General features: G+C 52.0%; 18 protein-coding genes and 3 tRNA genes. 13 read left to right on the top strand and 8 right to left on the bottom strand.

The window, feature by feature from the left end:
- Positions 1-76 precede the first annotated feature (76 nt).
- Positions 77-841 carry a tRNA isopentenyl-2-thiomethyl-A-37 hydroxylase MiaE gene (miaE, locus tag ACF8D4_RS16820; RefSeq protein ID WP_144190894.1) on the top strand — a complete coding sequence of 255 codons (765 nt, stop codon included), beginning with the start codon at positions 77-79 and terminating at the stop codon, positions 839-841.
- Positions 842-986: 145 nt separating this feature from the next.
- On the opposite strand, the gene ACF8D4_RS16815 is transcribed toward miaE, so the two are convergent.
- Both ACF8D4_RS16815 and ACF8D4_RS16810 read right to left on the bottom strand, forming a co-directional pair.
- Positions 987-1,703 (bottom strand): UDP-2,3-diacylglucosamine diphosphatase, encoded by a 717-nt coding sequence (locus ACF8D4_RS16815; protein ID WP_345852408.1) that lies wholly within the window; start codon positions 1,701-1,703, stop codon positions 987-989.
- A 10-nt stretch (positions 1,704-1,713) separates the two neighbouring features.
- Positions 1,714-2,208: a peptidylprolyl isomerase gene (locus ACF8D4_RS16810; RefSeq protein WP_025010708.1), complete on the bottom strand. Its 495-nt coding sequence runs from the start codon at positions 2,206-2,208 to the stop codon at positions 1,714-1,716.
- 144 nt (positions 2,209-2,352) lie between these two features.
- Here ACF8D4_RS16810 and cysS point away from each other — a divergent pair, with 144 nt between their 5' ends.
- On the top strand, positions 2,353-3,732 hold the full coding sequence (cysS, locus tag ACF8D4_RS16805; RefSeq protein ID WP_208167457.1) for a cysteine--tRNA ligase: 1,380 nt from the start codon (positions 2,353-2,355) through the stop codon (positions 3,730-3,732).
- Positions 3,733-3,839: 107 nt separating this feature from the next.
- On the opposite strand, the gene folD is transcribed toward cysS, so the two are convergent.
- Positions 3,840-4,694, bottom strand: coding sequence for a bifunctional methylenetetrahydrofolate dehydrogenase/methenyltetrahydrofolate cyclohydrolase FolD (gene folD / locus ACF8D4_RS16800; protein ID WP_144217272.1), 855 nt, complete (start codon positions 4,692-4,694; stop codon positions 3,840-3,842).
- Between the two features lie 235 nt (positions 4,695-4,929).
- On the opposite strand from folD, the gene ACF8D4_RS16795 reads away from it, so the two are divergent.
- From ACF8D4_RS16795 to ACF8D4_RS16755, 9 genes are all read left to right on the top strand, one after another.
- Positions 4,930-5,006, top strand: a tRNA-Pro gene (locus tag ACF8D4_RS16795).
- Between the two features lie 67 nt (positions 5,007-5,073).
- Positions 5,074-5,150: transfer RNA gene (locus tag ACF8D4_RS16790), tRNA-Arg, on the top strand.
- Positions 5,151-5,159: 9 nt separating this feature from the next.
- Positions 5,160-5,235: transfer RNA gene (locus ACF8D4_RS16785), tRNA-His, on the top strand.
- A gap of 246 nt (positions 5,236-5,481) precedes the next feature.
- Positions 5,482-6,786: a trigger factor gene (gene tig, locus ACF8D4_RS16780; RefSeq protein ID WP_025010707.1), complete on the top strand. Its 1,305-nt coding sequence runs from the start codon at positions 5,482-5,484 to the stop codon at positions 6,784-6,786.
- A gap of 92 nt (positions 6,787-6,878) precedes the next feature.
- Entirely contained in the window at positions 6,879-7,487 is a 609-nt protein-coding gene (clpP, locus tag ACF8D4_RS16775; RefSeq protein ID WP_025010706.1) for an ATP-dependent Clp endopeptidase proteolytic subunit ClpP, read from the top strand.
- Positions 7,488-7,575: 88 nt separating this feature from the next.
- The gene (clpX, locus tag ACF8D4_RS16770; RefSeq protein WP_025010705.1) at positions 7,576-8,856 is read left to right on the top strand and encodes an ATP-dependent protease ATP-binding subunit ClpX; all 1,281 of its coding nucleotides are present in this window, start codon (positions 7,576-7,578) and stop codon (positions 8,854-8,856) included.
- Between the two features lie 129 nt (positions 8,857-8,985).
- Positions 8,986-11,343 (top strand): endopeptidase La, encoded by a 2,358-nt coding sequence (gene lon / locus ACF8D4_RS16765; RefSeq protein WP_025886755.1) that lies wholly within the window; start codon positions 8,986-8,988, stop codon positions 11,341-11,343.
- A 257-nt stretch (positions 11,344-11,600) separates the two neighbouring features.
- Positions 11,601-11,873 (top strand): nucleoid-associated protein HU-beta, encoded by a 273-nt coding sequence (gene hupB / locus ACF8D4_RS16760; RefSeq protein WP_025010704.1) that lies wholly within the window; start codon positions 11,601-11,603, stop codon positions 11,871-11,873.
- A 210-nt stretch (positions 11,874-12,083) separates the two neighbouring features.
- Entirely contained in the window at positions 12,084-13,943 is a 1,860-nt protein-coding gene (locus ACF8D4_RS16755) for a SurA N-terminal domain-containing protein (protein WP_144160449.1), read from the top strand.
- Between the two features lie 110 nt (positions 13,944-14,053).
- Here ACF8D4_RS16755 and ung read toward each other — a convergent pair whose 3' ends face one another.
- The 4 genes from ung to folX form a co-directional block, all read right to left on the bottom strand.
- On the bottom strand, positions 14,054-14,728 hold the full coding sequence (ung, locus tag ACF8D4_RS16750) for a uracil-DNA glycosylase (protein WP_392468865.1): 675 nt from the start codon (positions 14,726-14,728) through the stop codon (positions 14,054-14,056).
- 37 nt (positions 14,729-14,765) lie between these two features.
- Positions 14,766-14,978, bottom strand: a complete 213-nt coding sequence (locus tag ACF8D4_RS16745; RefSeq protein WP_025010701.1) for a molybdopterin-binding protein — start codon at positions 14,976-14,978, stop codon at positions 14,766-14,768.
- A gap of 232 nt (positions 14,979-15,210) precedes the next feature.
- Positions 15,211-16,110: a TIGR01777 family oxidoreductase gene (locus ACF8D4_RS16740; RefSeq protein ID WP_144132151.1), complete on the bottom strand. Its 900-nt coding sequence runs from the start codon at positions 16,108-16,110 to the stop codon at positions 15,211-15,213.
- Between the two features lie 46 nt (positions 16,111-16,156).
- Positions 16,157-16,525 (bottom strand): dihydroneopterin triphosphate 2'-epimerase, encoded by a 369-nt coding sequence (gene folX / locus ACF8D4_RS16735; RefSeq protein ID WP_208126154.1) that lies wholly within the window; start codon positions 16,523-16,525, stop codon positions 16,157-16,159.
- 67 nt (positions 16,526-16,592) lie between these two features.
- Between folX and ACF8D4_RS16730 the strand changes: the two genes are divergently transcribed.
- Together ACF8D4_RS16730 and ACF8D4_RS16725 are read left to right on the top strand one after the other, a co-directional pair.
- The gene (locus ACF8D4_RS16730) at positions 16,593-17,672 is read left to right on the top strand and encodes an AI-2E family transporter (RefSeq protein WP_109247639.1); all 1,080 of its coding nucleotides are present in this window, start codon (positions 16,593-16,595) and stop codon (positions 17,670-17,672) included.
- Positions 17,673-17,699: 27 nt separating this feature from the next.
- Positions 17,700-18,626: a class I SAM-dependent methyltransferase gene (locus tag ACF8D4_RS16725; protein ID WP_392468861.1), complete on the top strand. Its 927-nt coding sequence runs from the start codon at positions 17,700-17,702 to the stop codon at positions 18,624-18,626.
- Here ACF8D4_RS16725 and ACF8D4_RS16720 read toward each other — a convergent pair.
- Positions 18,620-18,844: a hypothetical protein gene (locus ACF8D4_RS16720; RefSeq protein WP_025886758.1), complete on the bottom strand. Its 225-nt coding sequence runs from the start codon at positions 18,842-18,844 to the stop codon at positions 18,620-18,622. The genes ACF8D4_RS16725 and ACF8D4_RS16720 overlap by 7 nt on opposite strands.
- Positions 18,845-19,142: the final 298 nt, after the last annotated feature.

The raw sequence follows: 19,142 nt of genomic DNA, 5'->3' as shown, positions 1-19,142 counted from the left end.
ACAGAGTAGGGGTATCCAGAAATTCACTATGGTAGAATTTTGAGCTTGGATAAACGTGTTGTAGAGATTGGTAACGTTGGACGAATTATTACAGCCGATTAAATGTTTTCTCAAATGTGAAACCCCTGACAGCTGGATAGCAGCTGCCAAAGAGGAGCATAGACTGGCCGAATTGCTGATAGATCACTGTAATTGTGAGCTTAAGGCGGCGCAGACGGCGATGTATTTGGTCCGCAAGTATGCGGTGGACAAGCAAAGTGGCGAGCAGTTGCTAACCTGGGCCAAGCCTTACGAAGAGTTTGTTTATCACAACGACAGGGATATGGCGGCATTTCTGGCCAGAGAGGTGAAGAAGAACGAGTTGATTGGTGAGTTGACGCCCAGGGCGGGGTTCCCCCATGGCCCTGAACTTATCGCCAAGATGATCCGCCTTATCAAAGAGGAGTTCCACCACTTTGAACAGGTGCTGGAACTGATGTTGGCGCGCAATATCCCATACAGCAACATCCGCGCCGGCCGTTATGCCAAGGGGATGATGAAACACGTTCGCACCCATGAACCTGCGACTCTGATAGATAAACTCATAGTGGGCGCCTTTATCGAGGCCCGCTCCTGTGAACGTTTCGCCAAGCTGGCGCCTTGGCTCGATGATGAGCTTAAACGTTTCTATATTTCACTGCTGCGTTCTGAAGCGCGCCACTATCAGGATTATCTTTCATTGGCCGAGGCGATTGCCGGCGAGGATATCAGCGCCAGAGTGGCTTATTTTGCCGAGGTGGAAGCCGAGCTTATTCTAGCGCCGGATGATGAATTCAGGTTTCACAGCGGGGCGCCGCTTTAAACTACTCGATATTGCGCCTACATAGATAAAGATGCCGACAGGGTCGGCAACTGCTGGATTGGAAGGGTTTTATAGGTTATCAGGGCTGGCTAGGTTCAATGCGAGCCGACTCAAGCCAAACAGATAAAAACCGAGTCTACTGGCTTTATTCTATGAAAGGCAGGCTGGTCAGTTCTATGTTGTCGGCACTGATGCTCAAGACACTTCCCTGTTCATACCAGTCTCCTACCACCAAGCGCTGCTTATTACCCGCTAATTGATGGATATCCGGTCTATGGGTGTGACCGTGGATCATCAACTCGGCGCCAGTACCGGCAAACAGTTCATCCACCGCGCTCGGCTCAACATCCATTATCTCAATGCTTTTCAGCTGATTCTGCATCTGGCTGTTTTGCCTGAGTTTGGCGGCAATATTGCTGCGGGTCTTTTTCGGCAGATGGCGGTATATCCAGCGGGGCAAAGCCATATTGCGAAAACGCCGAAAACGCTGGTAGGCCTTGTCCAGAGTGCAGAGGCTGTCGCCATGCAGCAGCACTGTCTTGTGGCCATAGAGATCGAGTCGATACACCTCGGGCAGTAAGGTTATCCCCGCTTTGGCGGCGTATTCTTTCCCCAGCATAAAGTCGCGGTTGCCGTGGATAAAGTACACCGGCAGGGTGCGGCTGACTTCATAGAGACGCTCGGCCAGCGCCAGAGCAAAGGGCTCGGCCAAATCATCACTGACCCAAACCTCAAACAGATCCCCCAAGATATAGAGAGCATCAACCTGTTCAAGACCGGTATCGAGAAATTGATAGAAGGCGTTGAGGATATCTTGGCGATCGGCACTGAGGTGCAGATCGCCGATAAAGAGAGTGCGCATTCAGAAGTTATCAGTCTGCTATGGTCACTTTCTCGATGATCACGGCTTCCAAGGGCACATCCTGATGCATGCCGTGGTTGCCCGTGCTCACGCCTTTGATGGCATTGACCACGTCCATACCTTCAACCACTTCACCGAATACACAGTAACCCCAGCCTTGGATGGATTCGTTTTTGAAATCCAGGAAGGTGTTGTCGTTGACGTTGATAAAGAACTGCGCTGTAGCGGAATGAGGATCGGAAGTGCGGGCCATGGCTATGGTACCTGTCTTGTTTGACAGGCCGTTGTTGGCTTCGTTACGCACTGGGGCATTGGTAGGTTTCTGTGACATCTGCTCGGTAAAGCCGCCACCCTGAACCATAAAGCCATCGATAACGCGGTGGAAGATAGTACCGTCATAGAAGCCTTCCTGGGCGTACTTAATAAAGTTGGCCGCAGTCAGAGGGGCTTTTTCACTATCCAGCGCCAGTTTGATGTCGCCGTGGTTGGTGTGCAGTGTAATCATGATCGGATCCTCAGGATAAATTTTGTTGGCGGATTCTAACTTATCCGACTCCGGCTATAAAGGGCAGTATTCAAGAGCTTTTGGCAATGCTAAACTGCCAGATTCGTTTTACCCACTAATCCTATATTGTTGAAGAGAAAGTCGATGTTGAAGATATACAACAGTCTGAGCCGCCAAAAAGAGGAATTTAAACCGATTAACCCAGGTAAAGTGGGTATGTATGTGTGTGGTGTCACCATATACGACTTGTGTCATATCGGTCATGGCCGGACCTTTGTTTCCTTTGACATGATAGTGCGCTACCTGCGTTACGCGGGTTACCAGGTTAACTTCCTGCGCAACATCACAGACGTGGATGACAAAATCATCAAGCGCGCCAATGAAAATGGCGAGAGCTGCGATAGTCTCACTGAGCGTCTCATCGGCCAGATGCACCAAGACTTTGATGCCCTGAACATGCTGCGCCCCGATATGGAGCCAAGGGCGACTCTGCATATTGGCGAGATTATCGAAATGGTCGAGGCGCTGATCGCCCGTGGTCATGCCTATGTGGCCGATGATGGCGATGTGCTATTCAGCGTCGCCTCTTTCCCTGAATACGGCAAGCTTTCCGGGCAGAACCTGGAGCAGTTGCAGGCCGGAGCCCGGGTCGAAGTGGACGAGCACAAGCGCGATCCCATGGACTTTGTGCTGTGGAAGATGTCCAAGCCTGGCGAACCTACCTGGGATTCACCTTGGGGCCCGGGGCGTCCCGGTTGGCACATTGAGTGCTCTGCCATGAATAGCAAACACCTGGGATTGCATTTCGATATCCATGGCGGCGGCAGTGATCTGCAGTTCCCGCATCATGAAAATGAAATCGCCCAGTCTTGCTGCGCCCACGACACGCCTTATGTGAACTACTGGATGCATACCGGCATGGTGATGGTCGACAAAGAGAAGATGTCCAAGTCGCTGGGTAACTTCTTCACCATTCGCGATGTGTTGGCGCATTATGATGCCGAAACCGTGCGTTACTTCCTGTTGTCCGGCCACTACCGCAGCCAACTGAACTATTCGGAAGACAACCTCAAGCAGGCCAGAGCCGCGCTTGAGCGAATTTACACTGCGCTCAAAGACCTTGACCTGAGTGTTACAGCCTCGCCTGCCGAAGAGTATGTTGAGCGCTTCAAGGCGGCGATGGATGATGACTTCAACACCCCAGAAGCCTACTCAGTGCTGTTTGAGATGGTGCGTGAAATCAACCGCCTCAAGGGCGTGGATATGGCGGCGGCCTCGGCCCTTGGCGTGTCACTGAAACAACTGGCCGCAGTGCTTGGGATTGTCAGCTCTACACCTGAAGCCTTCTTCAAAGGCGAGGGCAGCGACGATGAAGTAGCTGAAATCGAAGCACTTATTGCCGAGCGCAACCGCGCCCGCGCCGAGAAGGATTGGCCGGCAGCTGATGTTGCCCGTGACAGGCTGAATGAGCTGGGTGTGGTGCTGGAAGATGGCCCACAGGGGACCAGCTGGCGCAAGAAGTAATCCTTCTTTGCCAATAATCGAATCGAAACAAAAACGCCGGCTGTTGAAGCCGGCGTTTTTTATCGCTTGAAATTGCAAACCAAACTGAGGTTGGTTTCAATCTACCCTTAGTCGTGATATTGCTCCGCGGCAAACAGGGTATTTTCCAGCAAGCTGGCTATGGTCATAGGGCCCACGCCACCGGGAACCGGGGTGATATGGCTGGCGCGCTCACAGGCAAGATCAAAGTCAACATCGCCCACCAAACGGCCGCTGTCGAGACGGTTAATGCCCACATCTATGACTATGGCACCTGGTTTGATCCAGCTACCGGGGATAAAGTCGGGTTTGCCGACGGCAACCACCAGAAGATCGGCGCGGCTGACCTTATCCTTGAGATCTTTGGTGAATCTGTGACAAGTAGTGGTGGTGCAGCCGGCCAGCAGCAGCTCCAGAGTCATGGGACGACCCACGATGTTGGAGGCGCCAACCACAACCGCATCCAGACCATAGGTATCGATACCGGTAGACTTGATAAGGGTCATGATCCCCATGGGAGTGCAGGAGCGCAGTACCGGGATCCGTTGAGCCAGACGGCCGACATTATAAGGGTGGAAACCGTCGACATCTTTGTCGGGACGGATCCGCTCGATCACCTTGGATTCTTTAATATGTTCCGGCAGCGGCAGCTGCACCAGAATGCCATCAATGGCGGCATCTTCATTGAGTGAATCTATCAGGGCCAGCAGTTCTTCTTCACTGGTGGAATCCGGCAGATCATAGGAGCGGGAGATGAACCCCACTTCTTCACAGGCTTTACGCTTACTGCCGACATAAACCTGAGAGGCAGGATCAGCACCCACCAGAATAACAGCCAAGCCTGGGATACGTTGTCCCGCTGCTTGACGTGCAGCGACTTTTTGCTTTAGCTGTTGTCTTATGGATTGCGCAATCGCTTTGCCATCTATTAGTTGGGCTGTCATGGGTGTAGGATATCCTTTGTATGGCGCGATGTTGAAAACGGCGCTATTTTACCAGTGAGGCTTGGGAGTGTCATGGACAAACCTGCTCCAGAACACAGAATTTCGTCAAAGCAGCACGTAATTTCGCCAAGCAGATAAAGCGCTTAAAAAAATCGTTGACGCTTGTTGGGTGAGGGGCTAAGATGCGCTCCGTTCTCGAGGCAAGCCGGTTGTAACCGCGCTTGGAGAAAATTTTCGGTGATTAGCGCAGCCTGGTAGCGCATCTGCTTTGGGAGCAGAGGGTCAGAGGTTCGAATCCTCTATCACCGACCAGATTTCAAGGGCAGTGTGGATAGCATTGTCAGTACCGCTTAGGATGCAAATTGAATTTGCAGATCCTGCGCCCGTAGCTCAGTTGGATAGAGCATCCGCCTTCTAAGCGGATGGTCGCAGGTTCGAATCCTGCCGGGCGTACCATTTTCGGTGGTGATTGTAGCTCAGTTGGTAGAGCCCTGGATTGTGATTCCAGTTGTCGTGGGTTCGAGCCCCATCAGTCACCCCACTCTTTTATAAAAAAAGCGACCTTAGGTCGCTTTTTTTATGCCTTTTTCTGTGGCATTGAGGCTCGACTCCACTAAGAACGGTCGATATAATGCTGCGTCTTGATAACAATCAACAATGTGCGACCGGTGCCGGAATTCACTTCTGATGGGCATTTCAGTCAAGTTAAAGATCAAGAAACGAATACCTGAATAGTTGAAACAATCGGCTATTGCAAAGGACGTTAGACACATTTCGAGGTAAAACAATGCAAGTTTCTGTTGAAACAACCCAAGGCCTGGAGCGTCGCCTGACCATCTCTGTTCCTGCAGAGCAGATCGAACAACTGGTTAAAGACAGCCTGCAACGCGAAGCCAAGCGTGCCCGTATTCCAGGTTTCCGTCCAGGTAAAGTCCCAGCAAGCGTGATTGAAAAGCGTTATGGCAAAGCGATTCGCCAAGACATTACCGGTGAAGTAATGCAGCGCAACTTCATTGAGGCCATCATTGCCGAGAAGTTGAACCCTGCCGGTGCTCCTACCTTTACCCCAGGTGCCACTGACGCCGAAAAGTTTGAGTTCACCGCGACCTTTGAAATTTATCCAGAAGTTGAAATCAAAGGCCTGGACGGTATCGAAGTTGAGCAGCCTGTTGCCGAAGTACAACAAGCCGACGTTGACAACATGATCGAAACCCTGCGCAAGCAACACGCGACTTACGAAGCAGTTGAGCGCGCTGCCGAAGACGGTGACAAAGTCGTTATCAACTTTGTGGGTAGTGTTGACGGTGAAGAGTTTGAAGGCGGCAAGGCCGAAGACTTCGAACTGCAACTGGGCAGCGGTCGTATGATCCCTGGTTTTGAAGAAGGCGTTAAAGGCCACAAAGCCGGTGAAGAGTTCGACATCGACGTGACTTTCCCTGAGGAATACCACGCCGAAAACCTGAAAGGCAAAGCCGCCAAGTTCGCTATCACAGTGAAAGAAGTCAAGGGTGCCAACCTGCCTGAAGTTAACGACGAGTTCGCCAAGTTGTTCGGTATCACTGACGGTGGCATCGATGCTCTGAAAGCTGAGATCAGTAAGAACATGAGCCGTGAGCTGGAACAAGCTCTGAAAGCCAATGTGAAAGAACAAGTGCTGAACGGCCTGCTGGCTGCCAACGAAATCGAACTGCCAAAAGCGCTGATCGACGGTGAAGTTAACGTTCTGCGTCGCCAGGCCATGCAGCGTTTCGGTGGCCAAGGTGCCAACATGCCTGAGCTGCCAGCCGAGCTGTTCACTGAACAAGCCGAGCGCCGCGTTAAAGTCGGCCTGCTGCTGGGCGAAGTGATCAAGTCCAACGAGCTGAAAGCTGAAGAAGAGCGCGTACAGGCGTTGATCGCTTCTATGGCTTCTGCCTACGAAGATCCAAAAGAAGTGATCGAATACTACAACGGCAACGAAGAGTTGATGCAGAACATGCGCAACCTGGCTCTGGAAGAGCAAGCCGTTGAAGCGGTTCTGAAATCAGCCAAAGTGACTAAGAAAGATGTCGCTTTTGAAGAATTTATGAACAAGGCTACCGGCCGCGCATAACCTAAGCTTGACTTGCTTGGTTGTTCGCCATTTATAATGGCTCGTATGAGGTCCCTCATGCGGGCCGTTTTTTTATTTAGGGAAAGTTAATGATGCATAACGCGCCAGAATCAGTACTTAATGCACTCGTTCCTATGGTGGTTGAGCAAACTGCCAAGGGAGAACGCTCTTACGATATCTATTCACGTCTGTTGAAAGAGCGGGTGATCTTCCTGGTTGGTCAGGTTGAAGAACACATGGCCAATTTGATCGTGGCACAGTTGCTGTTTTTGGAATCAGAAAACCCGGATAAAGAGATCTCTCTTTATATCAACTCACCAGGCGGCTCTGTCACTGCTGGTATGGCTATTTATGACACCATGCAGTTTATCAAGCCGGATGTCAGCACTGTATGTATCGGGCAAGCGGCCAGTATGGGCGCCTTCCTGTTGGCCGGTGGTGCCAAGGGTAAGCGTCACTGTCTGCCTAACTCGCGGGTGATGATCCATCAGCCTTTGGGGGGCTTCCAGGGACAGGCATCGGATATCGCTATCCACGCCCAAGAGATACTGGGGATCAAACAGAAGCTGAACCAGATGTTGGCCGATCATACTGGTCAACCGCTGGAAATCATCGAGCGGGATACCGACCGAGATAACTTTATGAGCGCTTCTCAGGCCATGGAATACGGTTTGGTGGATTCGGTTCTGACCAAACGTTAAGGCTGATTTTTGCTTTTGGCTGGGCTATGCTCAGATTGAAGACGCTTAAGTGTATGGCAGTAGAGCAGACTGCAAAAGAGGTAGAGTAATGGGTGACAACAAAGGCAACGGTGATAGCGGCAAATTGCTGTATTGCTCTTTCTGCGGAAAAAGCCAGCATGAAGTTCGCAAGCTGATCGCCGGGCCATCTGTGTATGTATGTGATGAATGTGTCGAGTTGTGTAATGACATCATTCGCGAAGAGATAAAAGAGATTTCGCCCAACCGGGATCAGGACAAGCTGCCAACTCCCCACGAACTGCGTGCTCATCTGGATGATTATGTTATCGGCCAGGAGCAGGCCAAGAAGGTGTTGTCTGTAGCGGTTTATAACCACTACAAACGCCTGAAAAACAGTACTCCCAAAGATGGTGTGGAGCTGGGCAAGAGTAATATTCTGCTTATCGGTCCAACCGGTAGTGGTAAAACCTTGCTGGCAGAGACCCTGGCGCGGTTCCTGAATGTGCCTTTCACCATGGCAGATGCCACCACATTGACCGAAGCCGGTTATGTGGGGGAAGACGTTGAAAACATCATTCAGAAGCTGCTGCAGAAGTGCGACTATGATGTCGACAAGGCGCAGCGTGGTATTGTCTATATCGATGAGATTGACAAAATCAGCCGTAAGTCAGATAACCCTTCCATCACCCGGGATGTGTCCGGTGAAGGGGTGCAGCAGGCACTGCTGAAACTGATTGAAGGTACTGTTGCCGCCGTACCTCCTCAGGGTGGCCGTAAACACCCACAGCAGGAGTTCCTGCAGGTTGATACCTCCAAGATACTCTTCATCTGTGGCGGTGCCTTTGCAGGCCTTGAGAAGGTGATTGAGCAGCGCTCCCATGTGGGTAGCGGTATAGGCTTCGGCGCCCAGGTTAAAGGCCAGGCCGAAAAGGCCACCATTACCGATACTCTGCTGCAGGTTGAGCCGGAAGACTTGGTCAAATATGGCCTTATTCCTGAGTTTATCGGGCGTTTGCCTGTGGTTGCGACCTTGGGTGAACTGGACGAAGCAGCTCTGGTGCAGATTCTGTCTCAGCCCAAGAACGCCATCACCAAGCAGTTTGCCACTTTGTTCGAGATGGAAAATGTCGAACTCGAGTTTCGCGATGACGCCCTTAAGGCGATAGCACAAAAAGCCATGTCCCGTAAGACAGGGGCCCGAGGTCTGCGCTCCATCGTTGAAGCGATACTGCTGGATACCATGTATGACCTGCCGTCCATGGATAATGTGGTCAAGGTGGTTATTGATGAATCTGTGGTGAAAGGTGAGTCAGCGCCTATTCTTATTTACGAGAATAATGACTCCCAGGCTGCTGCCGGTGACCAATAACTGAGCAACAAGCTATCAAGTTGAAAATTAAGGAGTCCACTAGGGCTCCTTTTTTTGTCTTTACCATTGAAAGCCGGGAAAGCGTCCCAATATACTCTCTGTAATCTTTAACTGAAACGGAATCGAACTATGACCCTAGAGCGTGAAGCGCGAATCGAATTGCCCGTGCTGCCACTGAGAGACGTGGTGGTCTATCCCCATATGGTAATTCCGTTATTCGTAGGACGTGAAAAGTCCATCCGTTGTTTGGAAACTGCCATGGCGCAGGATAAACAGATCATTCTTGTGGCGCAGCGGGATGCGGATCTGGACGAGCCTGGCATAGACGATATTTTCGACGTAGGTACAGTCGCTTCTATTTTGCAGCTGCTGAAGCTGCCCGATGGCACAGTCAAGGTATTGGTCGAAGGCGGCAAGCGCGCCCGCATCGAACGCTATACCCAGGAAGAAGAGTTCTTTGTTGCTACCGCACACTACCTGGAGTCCGAAGCCTTGGACGACAGGGAAGAAGAGGTGCTGGTTCGTAGCGCTATCAGTCAGTTTGAAGGCTATATCAAGCTGAACAAGAAAATTCCTCCCGAGGTGCTCACTTCGCTCACAGGTATCGAAGAAGCCGACAGGCTGGCCGACACCATGGCAGCCCATATGCCTCTCAAGCTGGCAGACAAACAGTCTGTGCTGGAGATGGTCAAGGTCGGTGAGCGGCTCGAGTATCTGATGGCTATGATGGAAGCGGAAATCGACCTGCTGCAGGTTGAAAAGCGTATCCGCTCCCGGGTCAAAAAGCAGATGGAAAAGAGCCAGCGTGAGTACTATCTCAACGAGCAGATGAAGGCTATCCAGAAGGAGCTTGGCGATCTCGATGAAGGCCACGACGAATTTGAAAGTCTGAGCCGTAAGATTGAAGAAGCTGGCATGCCGGAAGAGGCCAAAGACAAGGCGTCTGCCGAACTCAACAAGCTGAGAATGATGTCACCCATGTCGGCCGAAGCCACTGTGGTGCGCAGTTATGTTGACTGGATGACCTCTGTGCCCTGGAAACAGCGCTCCAAGATTAAGCGTGATCTCTCCAAGGCGGAACAGGTGCTGGATACAGATCACTATGGCCTGGAGAAGGTTAAGGAACGTATCCTTGAGTATCTGGCGGTACAGAGCCGGGTGAAACAGCTCAAGGGGCCTATCCTGTGTCTGGTTGGCCCGCCTGGGGTAGGTAAGACATCCCTGGGGCAATCTATTGCCAAGGCGACCGGCCGTAAATATGTGCGGGTAGCGTTGGGCGGTGTGCGTGATGAAGCGGAAATCCGTGGTCACCGTCGGACCTATATAGGTTCTATGCCGGGCAAGATTATCCAGAAGATGGCCAAAGTCGGGGTGAAGAATCCGCTGTTCCTGCTCGATGAAATCGACAAAATGAGTTCGGACATGCGCGGCGATCCGGCCTCAGCTCTGCTGGAGGTGTTGGATCCAGAGCAAAACGCGACCTTTAACGATCACTACCTGGAAGTGGATTACGATCTGTCCGATGTGATGTTTGTGGCCACCTCCAACTCGATGAATATTCCGGGCCCCTTGTTGGATCGGATGGAAGTCATCCGTCTTAGCGGTTACACCGAAGATGAGAAACTCAATATTGCCAAGCAGCACTTGCTGCCGAAACAGATTGAGCGTAACGGCCTGAAGAAGAATGAAATCACCGTCGATGACAGTGCCATTCTCGGGGTGATCCGTTATTACACCCGCGAAGCCGGGGTGCGGGCGCTGGAGCGTGAGCTGTCGAAGATTTGCCGTAAAGTGGTCAAGCAGATCATGCTGGAGAAAGACACCAAGCACGTGGATGTCAATCAGGACAACCTCAAGTCGTTCCTGGGGGTACAGCGCTTTGACTATGGCAAGGCAGAGTCCAAGAATCAGATTGGTCAGGTGACAGGTTTGGCCTGGACCGAAGTGGGCGGTGACTTGCTGACCATTGAAGCCACCTCAGTGGCCGGTAAGGGCAAGCTCACCTATACAGGTTCTTTGGGTGATGTGATGCAGGAGTCTATCCAGGCCGCAATGACAGTGGTTCGGGCGCGCGCCGAGCAGTTGGGGATCAACCCTGACTTCTACGAGAAGCGTGATATCCATGTGCACGTACCCGAAGGGGCAACTCCGAAAGATGGTCCATCAGCCGGTGCCGCCATGTGTACCGCGTTGGTTTCCAGCCTGACGGGTAACCCGGTCAAGGGTGAAGTTGCCATGACAGGCGAAATTACCCTCAGAGGCGAGGTGCTGCCAATCGGTGGCCTGAAAGAAAAACTGCTGGCGGCCCACCGCGGTGGTATCAAACTGGTGTTGATACCCAAGGAGAACGAACGGGATCTGGAAGAAATTCCGGCTAACGTAGTGGCAGACTTGGATATTCGTCCGGTGCGCTGGATAGATGAAGTACTGCAACTGGCGCTTGAGCGACCAGTCGAGGGCTTTGAAGTGGTTAAAAATTTGGGCTAACGCAAGAAAATGTCCTATGCCACTAAAAAAAGTGAAAAAAGGGGCTTAACAAAACCCAGACCTGTGGTAGCCTAGGTCTGTGGAGAGCCAGTTGTGCCAAGCCCTTGGGGCAACTGGCTTTGAGCTGTATCCAATTTAAATTCTTTGGTTTTCCAACTGAGCTTGAACTTTGGTATCAAGCTTGTTATAAAAGCCTCCGCAGACCGCTCTAGAGAAGGATTTGGTTGCGGCGCGAAAACTACATTCAAGGGGATGACATGAACAAATCTGAACTAATCGAGAAAATCGCTTCTGGTGCTGACATTTCTAAAGCCGCTGCCGGCCGTGCACTGGATTCTTTCATCGCAGCTGTGACTGATGGTCTGAAAGAAGGCGACAAAATTTCTCTTGTTGGTTTCGGTACTTTTGAAGTGCGTGAGCGCGCTGAGCGTACTGGTCGTAACCCACAGACCGGGAAAGAGATCAAAATCGCTGCAGCTAAGATCCCTGCATTCAAAGCAGGTAAAGCTCTGAAAGACGCTGTTAACTAATTAACATCGCAGCCTTTGTAGGGCTTTCGTAAAGACTAAGCACTGCCTGGCAGTGCTTTTTACGGATTGGGAAGCGCCGGGTTAACCGACGTTTCGGAGTGTGAGGATAAGCTGAAGTAGCGTCTGCAGACTCCATTCATGTTACAGATAGGCGCATCCCACAAGAGATGCGCCTTTTTTTTACTATTAATCGCATAAGCGAGACGTCTGATGTTAGAGAAGATTCGCGAAGGGTCACAGGGCGTAATTGCCAAAGGTATTTTGGTACTGGTGATACTTTCCTTTGCATTTGCTGGTGTAAGCAGTTACCTGGGTTCCTCCTCAGTGGCTCCGGCCGCCACAGTCAATGGTGAAGAGATTTCCACAACCGAACTGGACCAGGCCTATCAAAGCGAGCGAGCCCGTCTGGAACAACAGCTGGGTGAGATGTTTGACGCCCTGGCGGCTAATGATGCTTACCTGGCCAGTATCAAAAAAGGCGTGCTTGAACGTCTGGTAGCGCAAAAGTTGCTGGATCAAGCTGCCGCTGAAATGGGCTTGAGAGTGTCCAATGCCCAAATCATAGAAGCAATTAGACAAGAGCCTGCTTTCCAGACTGAAGGCAAGTTCGACAATGATCGCTTCGAGGCCATTCTGCGCCAATTGGGCTATCAGCAAGCTGCTTTCCGTGAAAGCATGCGGGTGGACATGACTCGTCGTCAGCTGATCAGCGCCTTGATTGGCAGTGAGTTTGTTCTCAATGGTGAGGCAGAATCTTTGGCCAAGCTGCAGGGACAAACCCGTGATATTCGCTATCTCTTGGTTGATGCCGAGCCTTTCCTGGGCCAAGCGACAGTGACCGAAGAGGAAGCCAAGTCATTCTACGACACCAATCCGGCTCAATTTGAACGTCCGGAGATGGTCAGCTTGGAATATATCGAGCTTAACGCCAAAGATCTGGTCGATGGTATCGAGGTCAGTGACGAGCTAGCCAAGACTTACTATGATGAGCATCAGAATCAATACCAGACCGCAGAAAAGCGTTTGGCAGCCCATATTCTGATTGACGCCTCGACCGACAATGCCGAAGCCAAGGCCGAGGATATCCATAAGCAACTGGAAAACGGCGCCGATTTTGCTGCGCTGGCCAAGTCTGATTCCCAGGATACCCTGAGCGGTGAGAAGGGGGGCGAATTGGGTTGGTTTGAGCCTGGTGTGATGGATCCCGCTTTCGATGAAGCCCTGTTTGCACTGAACAAGGGTGATATCTCTAAAGTGGTCAAGACACCTTTCGGTTTCCATATCATCAAACTGCTGGATATTCAGAGCGGTCAAACTGCGCCTTTCGCTGAAGTGAAAGACAAGATAGTCGAGCAGATCAAGCAGGAAGAAGCTGTAAAACAGTTCTATGGCCTGCAGCAGAAACTGGCCGATACCAGCTATGAAATTCCTGATAACTTGCAGGAAGCGGCCAAGGCCGTTGGTGCAGAGATCAAGACTACCCGACTGTTTGGCCGTGACAACGCGCCCGCACCTTTCGATAAGCCTGAGCTGTCCAAGGCTGCCTTCTCAAGTGATGTACTGGGGGGCATGAACAGTGAGCTGCTTGAAGTGGATCGCAACCATGTCGTAGTTGTTCGCGTTAAAGAGCATCAGCAAGCCGGTACGCTAGAATTCGCCGAGGTTAAGCCTGCCATTGAAGCACGTCTCAAACAGCAAAAAGCCAATGAGATTGCCCGTGACAAGGCACAGGAATACATGGTCAAGCTCAAAGAAGGCAATGCCGACATTGCGCTGCAAAGCCGCGCCAACCTGGGACGTTTCACCCAGGATGTAGATTCCGCTTTGGTGAGTAAGGCATTCCAGATGGCCAAGGCTAAAGAAGGCTTGAGTGTTGATACCGTGTCTCTGGCAACCGGTTATGCGGTAGTGGTACTGGATGCAATCCATGACACTGAAAGCGCACCTGCCGATCAGGTCGCGGCCATCAAGCAACGTCTCAACAGCCAGTTTGGTGAGAATGACTATCGCGCCGTTATCGATATGCTGAAGGCCAAGGCCGAGATCATTTATCCAGAAGGTGATGAGTAACTTGACTCATTGATTTAAAGTTAAAAAACCGGTCCAAGCGACCGGTTTTTTATCTCCAGCGTTTATGTCCAGCGGTTAACTTGGCTGCTGGAACTTGCGGATAAAACGGGTTAATCCGGCAAGCGCCAGTCTATGGGAGGCTTGCCTTTGGCTATGAGGTAATCGTTGGCCTGATTGAAATGATTGCAGCCAAAGAATCCTCTATGAGCCGAGAGCGGTGATGGGTGAGGGGCCTTTAAGATAAGGTGTTTGTTGCCGTCAACCCGCTGGGCCTTGAGCCCGGCATGCTTACCCCAAAGCAGAAACACCACGCCTTCCGTGTATTTATCTATGGCCTCTATCACTCTATCGGTAAACTGCTCCCAGCCGAGATGGGCGTGGGAATGTGCCTGACCACGTTCGACACTGAGCACAGTATTGAGCAGCAACACGCCCTGACTGGCCCAGCTGCAAAGATTGCCATGGCTTGGATAGCTGAAGCCTGGGACTGTATTGGCCAGCTCCTGAAACATGTTCTGCAATGATGGCGGTGGCATCACCCCTTTGGGCACTGAGAAGCACAGGCCGTGGGCCTGCCCTGGACCATGATAAGGGTCTTGCCCCAGGATCACCACTTTGACTGCCGATAGTGGTGTATAACGCAAGGCGTTGAAGGTATCGTTTTTGGGAGGATAGATAGTCTTTCCCCGGGCGCGCTCGGCGTCGATATAGGCCAGAGTATCCCGAAAGTAGGCTTGTTGTTTTTCCGGGCCCAGCACTTCGGCCCAACTGATGTCCTTATGCATAACTAAAAAAGCAGCGCCTTGCGGCGCTGCTCATCTATTACTCGTCCACACCCAGCATCACGCTGCTGGCTTTGATCAGTGCATATGCACTGTCACCCACTTTAAGCCCCAAACGCTCACAGGAGGCCTTGGTGACTACGGAAGTCAATTCGACACCCGGAGCCAGTTCAATGGTGACTTCGTTGTTTACAGAGCCTTCTTCGATGGCTTTGATGGTGCCGCCAAGACAATTACGTGCACTGATTTTCATTGGTTTTCTCCCGAAAGAACGATTAGCAGGATCAAGAGTATAAACCGAATTGCCATTAAGTTGGGATGCTTCGATAACAAATTTGAGCGTCAGAGGAGATTGAAATGACGCCAATGTCACGCCGAAAGTCGATACAGGACGCTGGTCCCCGGATGGCAGGCTTATGCCGGCAATAAACCTGGTCAGCGCCATTGCTCGCAGTCAGAGTACCACGGGGACTTATTCACACCTTTTAGTCGTTATCGAATAAGGTCCTCATGGCGTGGTTGATTTCCGGATAGTTGAATTCAAAGCCGTCGGCCTGGGCATGAACCGGTAATACAAACTGACCCTCGGTCAGCAGGGTCGACATCTCACCCATGGCCAGTTGCAGGGCCAATGCCGGTGCCGGCAGACAAGCGGGGCGGTGCAGCGCTTTGCCGAGGGCCTTGCTGAAGTCACGATTGCTGACAGGCTGAGGCGCAGTGGCATTGTATATGCCGCGGCAGGCTTCAGTTTCCAGCAGAAATTCAATAAGGCGCAGCAAGTCTTCGCGCATTATCCAGCTCATTCCCTGACGACCATGGCCAATCGGGCCGCCAAGGCCCAGTTTGAAGGCTGGCAGCATTTTGGCCAAGGCGCCGCCATCTTTGCCAAGCACTATGCCGATACGAAAGATACAAACCCGAGTGAGATCGGCAACCGCCAGGGCTTTTTGCTCCCATTGGGCACAGACCCTGTGGCTGAACTCATCATGGGGCGTGGCGTTTTCGTCTATGGGTTCCGGCCCCTGACGCCCGTAAAAACCCACCGCCGAGGCGCTGAGAAAGACTTGGGGTTTCTTTTGGCTGTTGCGGACAAGCGTGGCCAACTGCTCTGTGATATCCCAGCGGCTGTGGCAGATCCGCTGTTTCTGCTCATCGCTCCAGCGTTTGGCAACTATGGGTTCACCGGCGAGGTTGATGATGGCATCTATCTCCTCAAGCAGTCCGGGTGTTTGCAGCGAATCTATGTAACGGGTTTGTGCCAGCGCCAGCTTTTGCTCGGCCGCCGCGGGGTTGCGGCTCAAAATAGTCAGCCTATGGCGTTTTGCCAGCCGCTGCGCCAGTTCTGAACCGACAAACCCGGTTGCACCTGTGAGCAAAATATTCATGCTTTCTCCCTGAATCACTGAAGGTTTCTCCAGAGTATAGACTGACTTACACCGGCTTACGGTAGCTCAGTTGCAGTGAAACCGAGTCGGCATACCTCAAGGCATGGGGCTTGTCGATTTCCACGCTGGCGTACTCTACCCATTCATGCTCGCTGGCAATTTCCAGTACTTTCCCTGTGAGGTGCTCAAGCAAGGAGAAGCGGTTGTCTTCCACCAGGTTAATGATCGCCTTGGTGATGGTGCGATAATTGAGTGCGTGCTCCATGTCATCACTTCTACGCGCCTTGTCGGCACAGTAATGGATGCAGACATTGATGATCACATCCTGGCGATTGTTGATTTCCTCTTCCTTGATACCGATAAAAGTGCGCAAGCGCAGGTTTTTAATGCGTATAATAGCTAATTCGGGTTTCATCATGTCACTACTTTTTGTTGTTGATGCAACGGCTGATTGTGACAGAGATCAACAAGGAATTTCAATTATGTCATCAGCCTATCGTCCGTCCATGGCGCTGAAAGGATTTGCTGTCATGGCCTGCCTGGTCATAGTGCTGGCGGGAATTAAGGCCGCCAGCGCCATAGTGGTGCCTTTTGTGTTGTCAGCCTTTATTGCGGTTATCTGCAGCCCGGCCATCAATGCCTTGAGTCGTTACCGCGTGCCCCGAGCCCTGGCTGTATTTGTGTTGGTGGCGATCATTTTGTTACTTGGGCTTTGGCTGGCCTCTGTGGTGGGCAGTTCCATCAATGAGTTTTCCCAGCAATTGCCTCAATACCGGGCGCAGTTGGTGGAGCAATTTGCCTGGATATTGGATAAGCTCAAGGAGCTGAATATTCACATCTCCAAAGAGAAGGTGCTGGCCTATCTGGACCCCGGCATGGCCTTGTCTTTGACCACCAATACGCTTTCCGGCGTGGGTAATGTCATGGCCAACCTGTTTCTGATAGTGCTGACCATAGTCTTTATGCTGTTTGAGGCACAATCTTTGCCGCGCAAGGTGCATCTGGCGCTGGATGACCCCGAGATGCGTTTATCCCAGATTGAGCGCTTCTTGCAATCAGTGAACCAATACATGGTGATCAAGACCCTGGTCAGCCTGGCAACCGGTGTTATTGTTGGTGTCGGTCTGGCGCTGATGGGGGTGGATTATGCGTTGCTCTGGGGCGTAGTGGCTTTTTTGTTTAACTATATTCCCAATATCGGTTCTATCATCGCCGCCATCCCGGCTGTGCTGCTGGCCTTTGTGCAGTTGGGCACAGCGGGTGCCGGCGCCGTTGCCGCCCTGTATCTGGCAACCAATATGGTAATGGGCAATCTGGTAGAACCCAGATTCATGGGGCGCGGCCTCGGGCTGTCCACCCTGGTGGTATTCCTGTCGTTGATCTTCTGGGGCTGGCTCTTGGGCTCGGTCGGCATGTTGCTGTCCGTGCCGCTCACCATGATAGTCAAGATAGCTCTGGAATCGAGCCAGAGTGGCAGTTGGCTGGCAATCTTGCTCTCGGACGATGCCAGTATTGCCGTGCGGGAAAATGCCGATAAAGAAGCGGCATCCGATGCCGAATAAAGGCAGAAATAAGAGGTTGAGGATTTCATGCAGTTATTTTTGGAAGCCATCACAGACCTGATACCAGGCGATGAGTGTGGCCGTTTGTTTCATGGTCGCGGTGGCCGTTATCCAGGCAGCGAGCACTTATGCTTGGATTGGTTTGCACCTGTGGTGTTGCTGACCGCCTTTAAACCACTGACGCCGGAAGAGCTGGCGCTGGTTACCGAGCGTCTGCAATTACGCTGGCAAGCCTTGGGGCTGGCCCTGAATCTTGTCTATCAATACCGCGCCGCCGGGCAGACCCGCACCGAGCTCATTGCCGGCGAGATACCCGAGCCACATCTGGCCAGCGAGCTTGGCTGCCGTTATCAATTGCATCTGTTACGGGGCCAGAATCATGGTTTGTTCCTGGACATGCGAAACGGCCGCGAGTGGGTGATGGCCAACAGTGCTCAGCGGAAAGTACTGAATCTGTTTGCCTATACCTGTGCGTTTTCGGTGGCGGCCCTCAAGGGCGGCGCCGATGAAGTGGTCAATATGGATATGAGTAAAGGGGCGCTCGCCATCGGCAAGCAAAACCATTTGCTCAATGGGCTTACTGCCGGCGCCCGCTTTCTGGGGCATGATATCTTCAAGTCCTGGGGCAAACTTAAAAAACTCGGGCCCTATGACTTGCTGATTGTCGATCCGCCCAGCAACCAAAAGGGCAGCTTTGTGGCAACCAAAGATTATCTGCGATTGCTGCGTCATCTGCCGCAACTCTTGAACCCAGGCGCCGAGCTGTTGCTCTGTCTCAATGCGCCTGAGCTGGACAGAGCCTTTTTGCAGAGCCAGGTCAGTGACGCTGCACCAGAACTTGAGTTTGTTAAGCAGCTGGATAACCCACCGGCCTTTGCAGACCGGGCTCCTGACAGGGCATTGAAAGTGTTGCTGTATCGCTATGAGGGAGAACCGGGCTCGGATACTCAATAACTGAGGCGTTCAGAGATCAGGGATTGGCCGCCTTCTTCCAACAGGGCGGCTATGCCTTCAACATCAAAACTGCTCAAGCCGGATGCCTGATGCAGTAGCCTGTCCTGGACATCCAAGGGCATCTGCATCCTTTCCATAAACATGCGCATTCCCAATATATCGCCACTGGCCAGCAGGGTGGCGAGGGTTCGTGCTTCAAAGTCGACAATATGATTCATGGCGTCGTCCTCTTGCTGATTTACGGGCCGGGGAGGCCTCCTTTAAGCAATAGCAGTTGCAGCGCCCGCCGCTAGACCCAATGTGTTTAAAAAATTTCGCCTCAGAACCCGGGGGTATATCAAACTGAAAGTCTTTCAGTGCTTCCTACACAACTGGTGGGTATTTGAGCTTTTTAAGGTGGTTTCACCAGTTTATGGTAACGAAAGTGAAAGTTTTCTGTAATTCTTTCTCGGGCCCTGTTATACTGGCGCCGCCTTAGGGGAAACACCCAGGGCTCCGAAAAGCCGGAATCGGGCA

It is taken from the genome of Shewanella sp. YQ_9 (assembly GCF_043103185.1).
Classification (GTDB): domain Bacteria; phylum Pseudomonadota; class Gammaproteobacteria; order Enterobacterales; family Shewanellaceae; genus Shewanella; species Shewanella algae.
The sequence above is the reverse complement of the archived record's forward strand: the minus strand, read 5'-3'. Positions and strand labels throughout refer to the sequence as shown.

Coding starts and splice junctions, on each gene's coding strand:
- folX (WP_208126154.1), bottom strand. CDS start 16,525: ATGAAACCCGAATTAGCTATTATACGCATTAAAAACCTGCGCTTGCGC.
- ung (WP_392468865.1), bottom strand. CDS start 14,728: ATGCATAAGGACATCAGTTGGGCCGAAGTGCTGGGCCCGGAAAAACAA.
- hupB (WP_025010704.1), top strand. CDS start 11,601: ATGAACAAATCTGAACTAATCGAGAAAATCGCTTCTGGTGCTGACATT.
- ACF8D4_RS16745 (WP_025010701.1), bottom strand. CDS start 14,978: ATGAAAATCAGTGCACGTAATTGTCTTGGCGGCACCATCAAAGCCATC.
- ACF8D4_RS16720 (WP_025886758.1), bottom strand. CDS start 18,844: ATGAATCATATTGTCGACTTTGAAGCACGAACCCTCGCCACCCTGCTG.
- ACF8D4_RS16730 (WP_109247639.1), top strand. CDS start 16,593: ATGTCATCAGCCTATCGTCCGTCCATGGCGCTGAAAGGATTTGCTGTC.
- tig (WP_025010707.1), top strand. CDS start 5,482: ATGCAAGTTTCTGTTGAAACAACCCAAGGCCTGGAGCGTCGCCTGACC.
- ACF8D4_RS16810 (WP_025010708.1), bottom strand. CDS start 2,208: ATGATTACACTGCACACCAACCACGGCGACATCAAACTGGCGCTGGAT.
- ACF8D4_RS16815 (WP_345852408.1), bottom strand. CDS start 1,703: ATGCGCACTCTCTTTATCGGCGATCTGCACCTCAGTGCCGATCGCCAA.
- cysS (WP_208167457.1), top strand. CDS start 2,353: ATGTTGAAGATATACAACAGTCTGAGCCGCCAAAAAGAGGAATTTAAA.
- folD (WP_144217272.1), bottom strand. CDS start 4,694: ATGACAGCCCAACTAATAGATGGCAAAGCGATTGCGCAATCCATAAGA.
- ACF8D4_RS16725 (WP_392468861.1), top strand. CDS start 17,700: ATGCAGTTATTTTTGGAAGCCATCACAGACCTGATACCAGGCGATGAG.
- ACF8D4_RS16740 (WP_144132151.1), bottom strand. CDS start 16,110: ATGAATATTTTGCTCACAGGTGCAACCGGGTTTGTCGGTTCAGAACTG.
- lon (WP_025886755.1), top strand. CDS start 8,986: ATGACCCTAGAGCGTGAAGCGCGAATCGAATTGCCCGTGCTGCCACTG.
- ACF8D4_RS16755 (WP_144160449.1), top strand. CDS start 12,084: ATGTTAGAGAAGATTCGCGAAGGGTCACAGGGCGTAATTGCCAAAGGT.
- clpX (WP_025010705.1), top strand. CDS start 7,576: ATGGGTGACAACAAAGGCAACGGTGATAGCGGCAAATTGCTGTATTGC.
- clpP (WP_025010706.1), top strand. CDS start 6,879: ATGCATAACGCGCCAGAATCAGTACTTAATGCACTCGTTCCTATGGTG.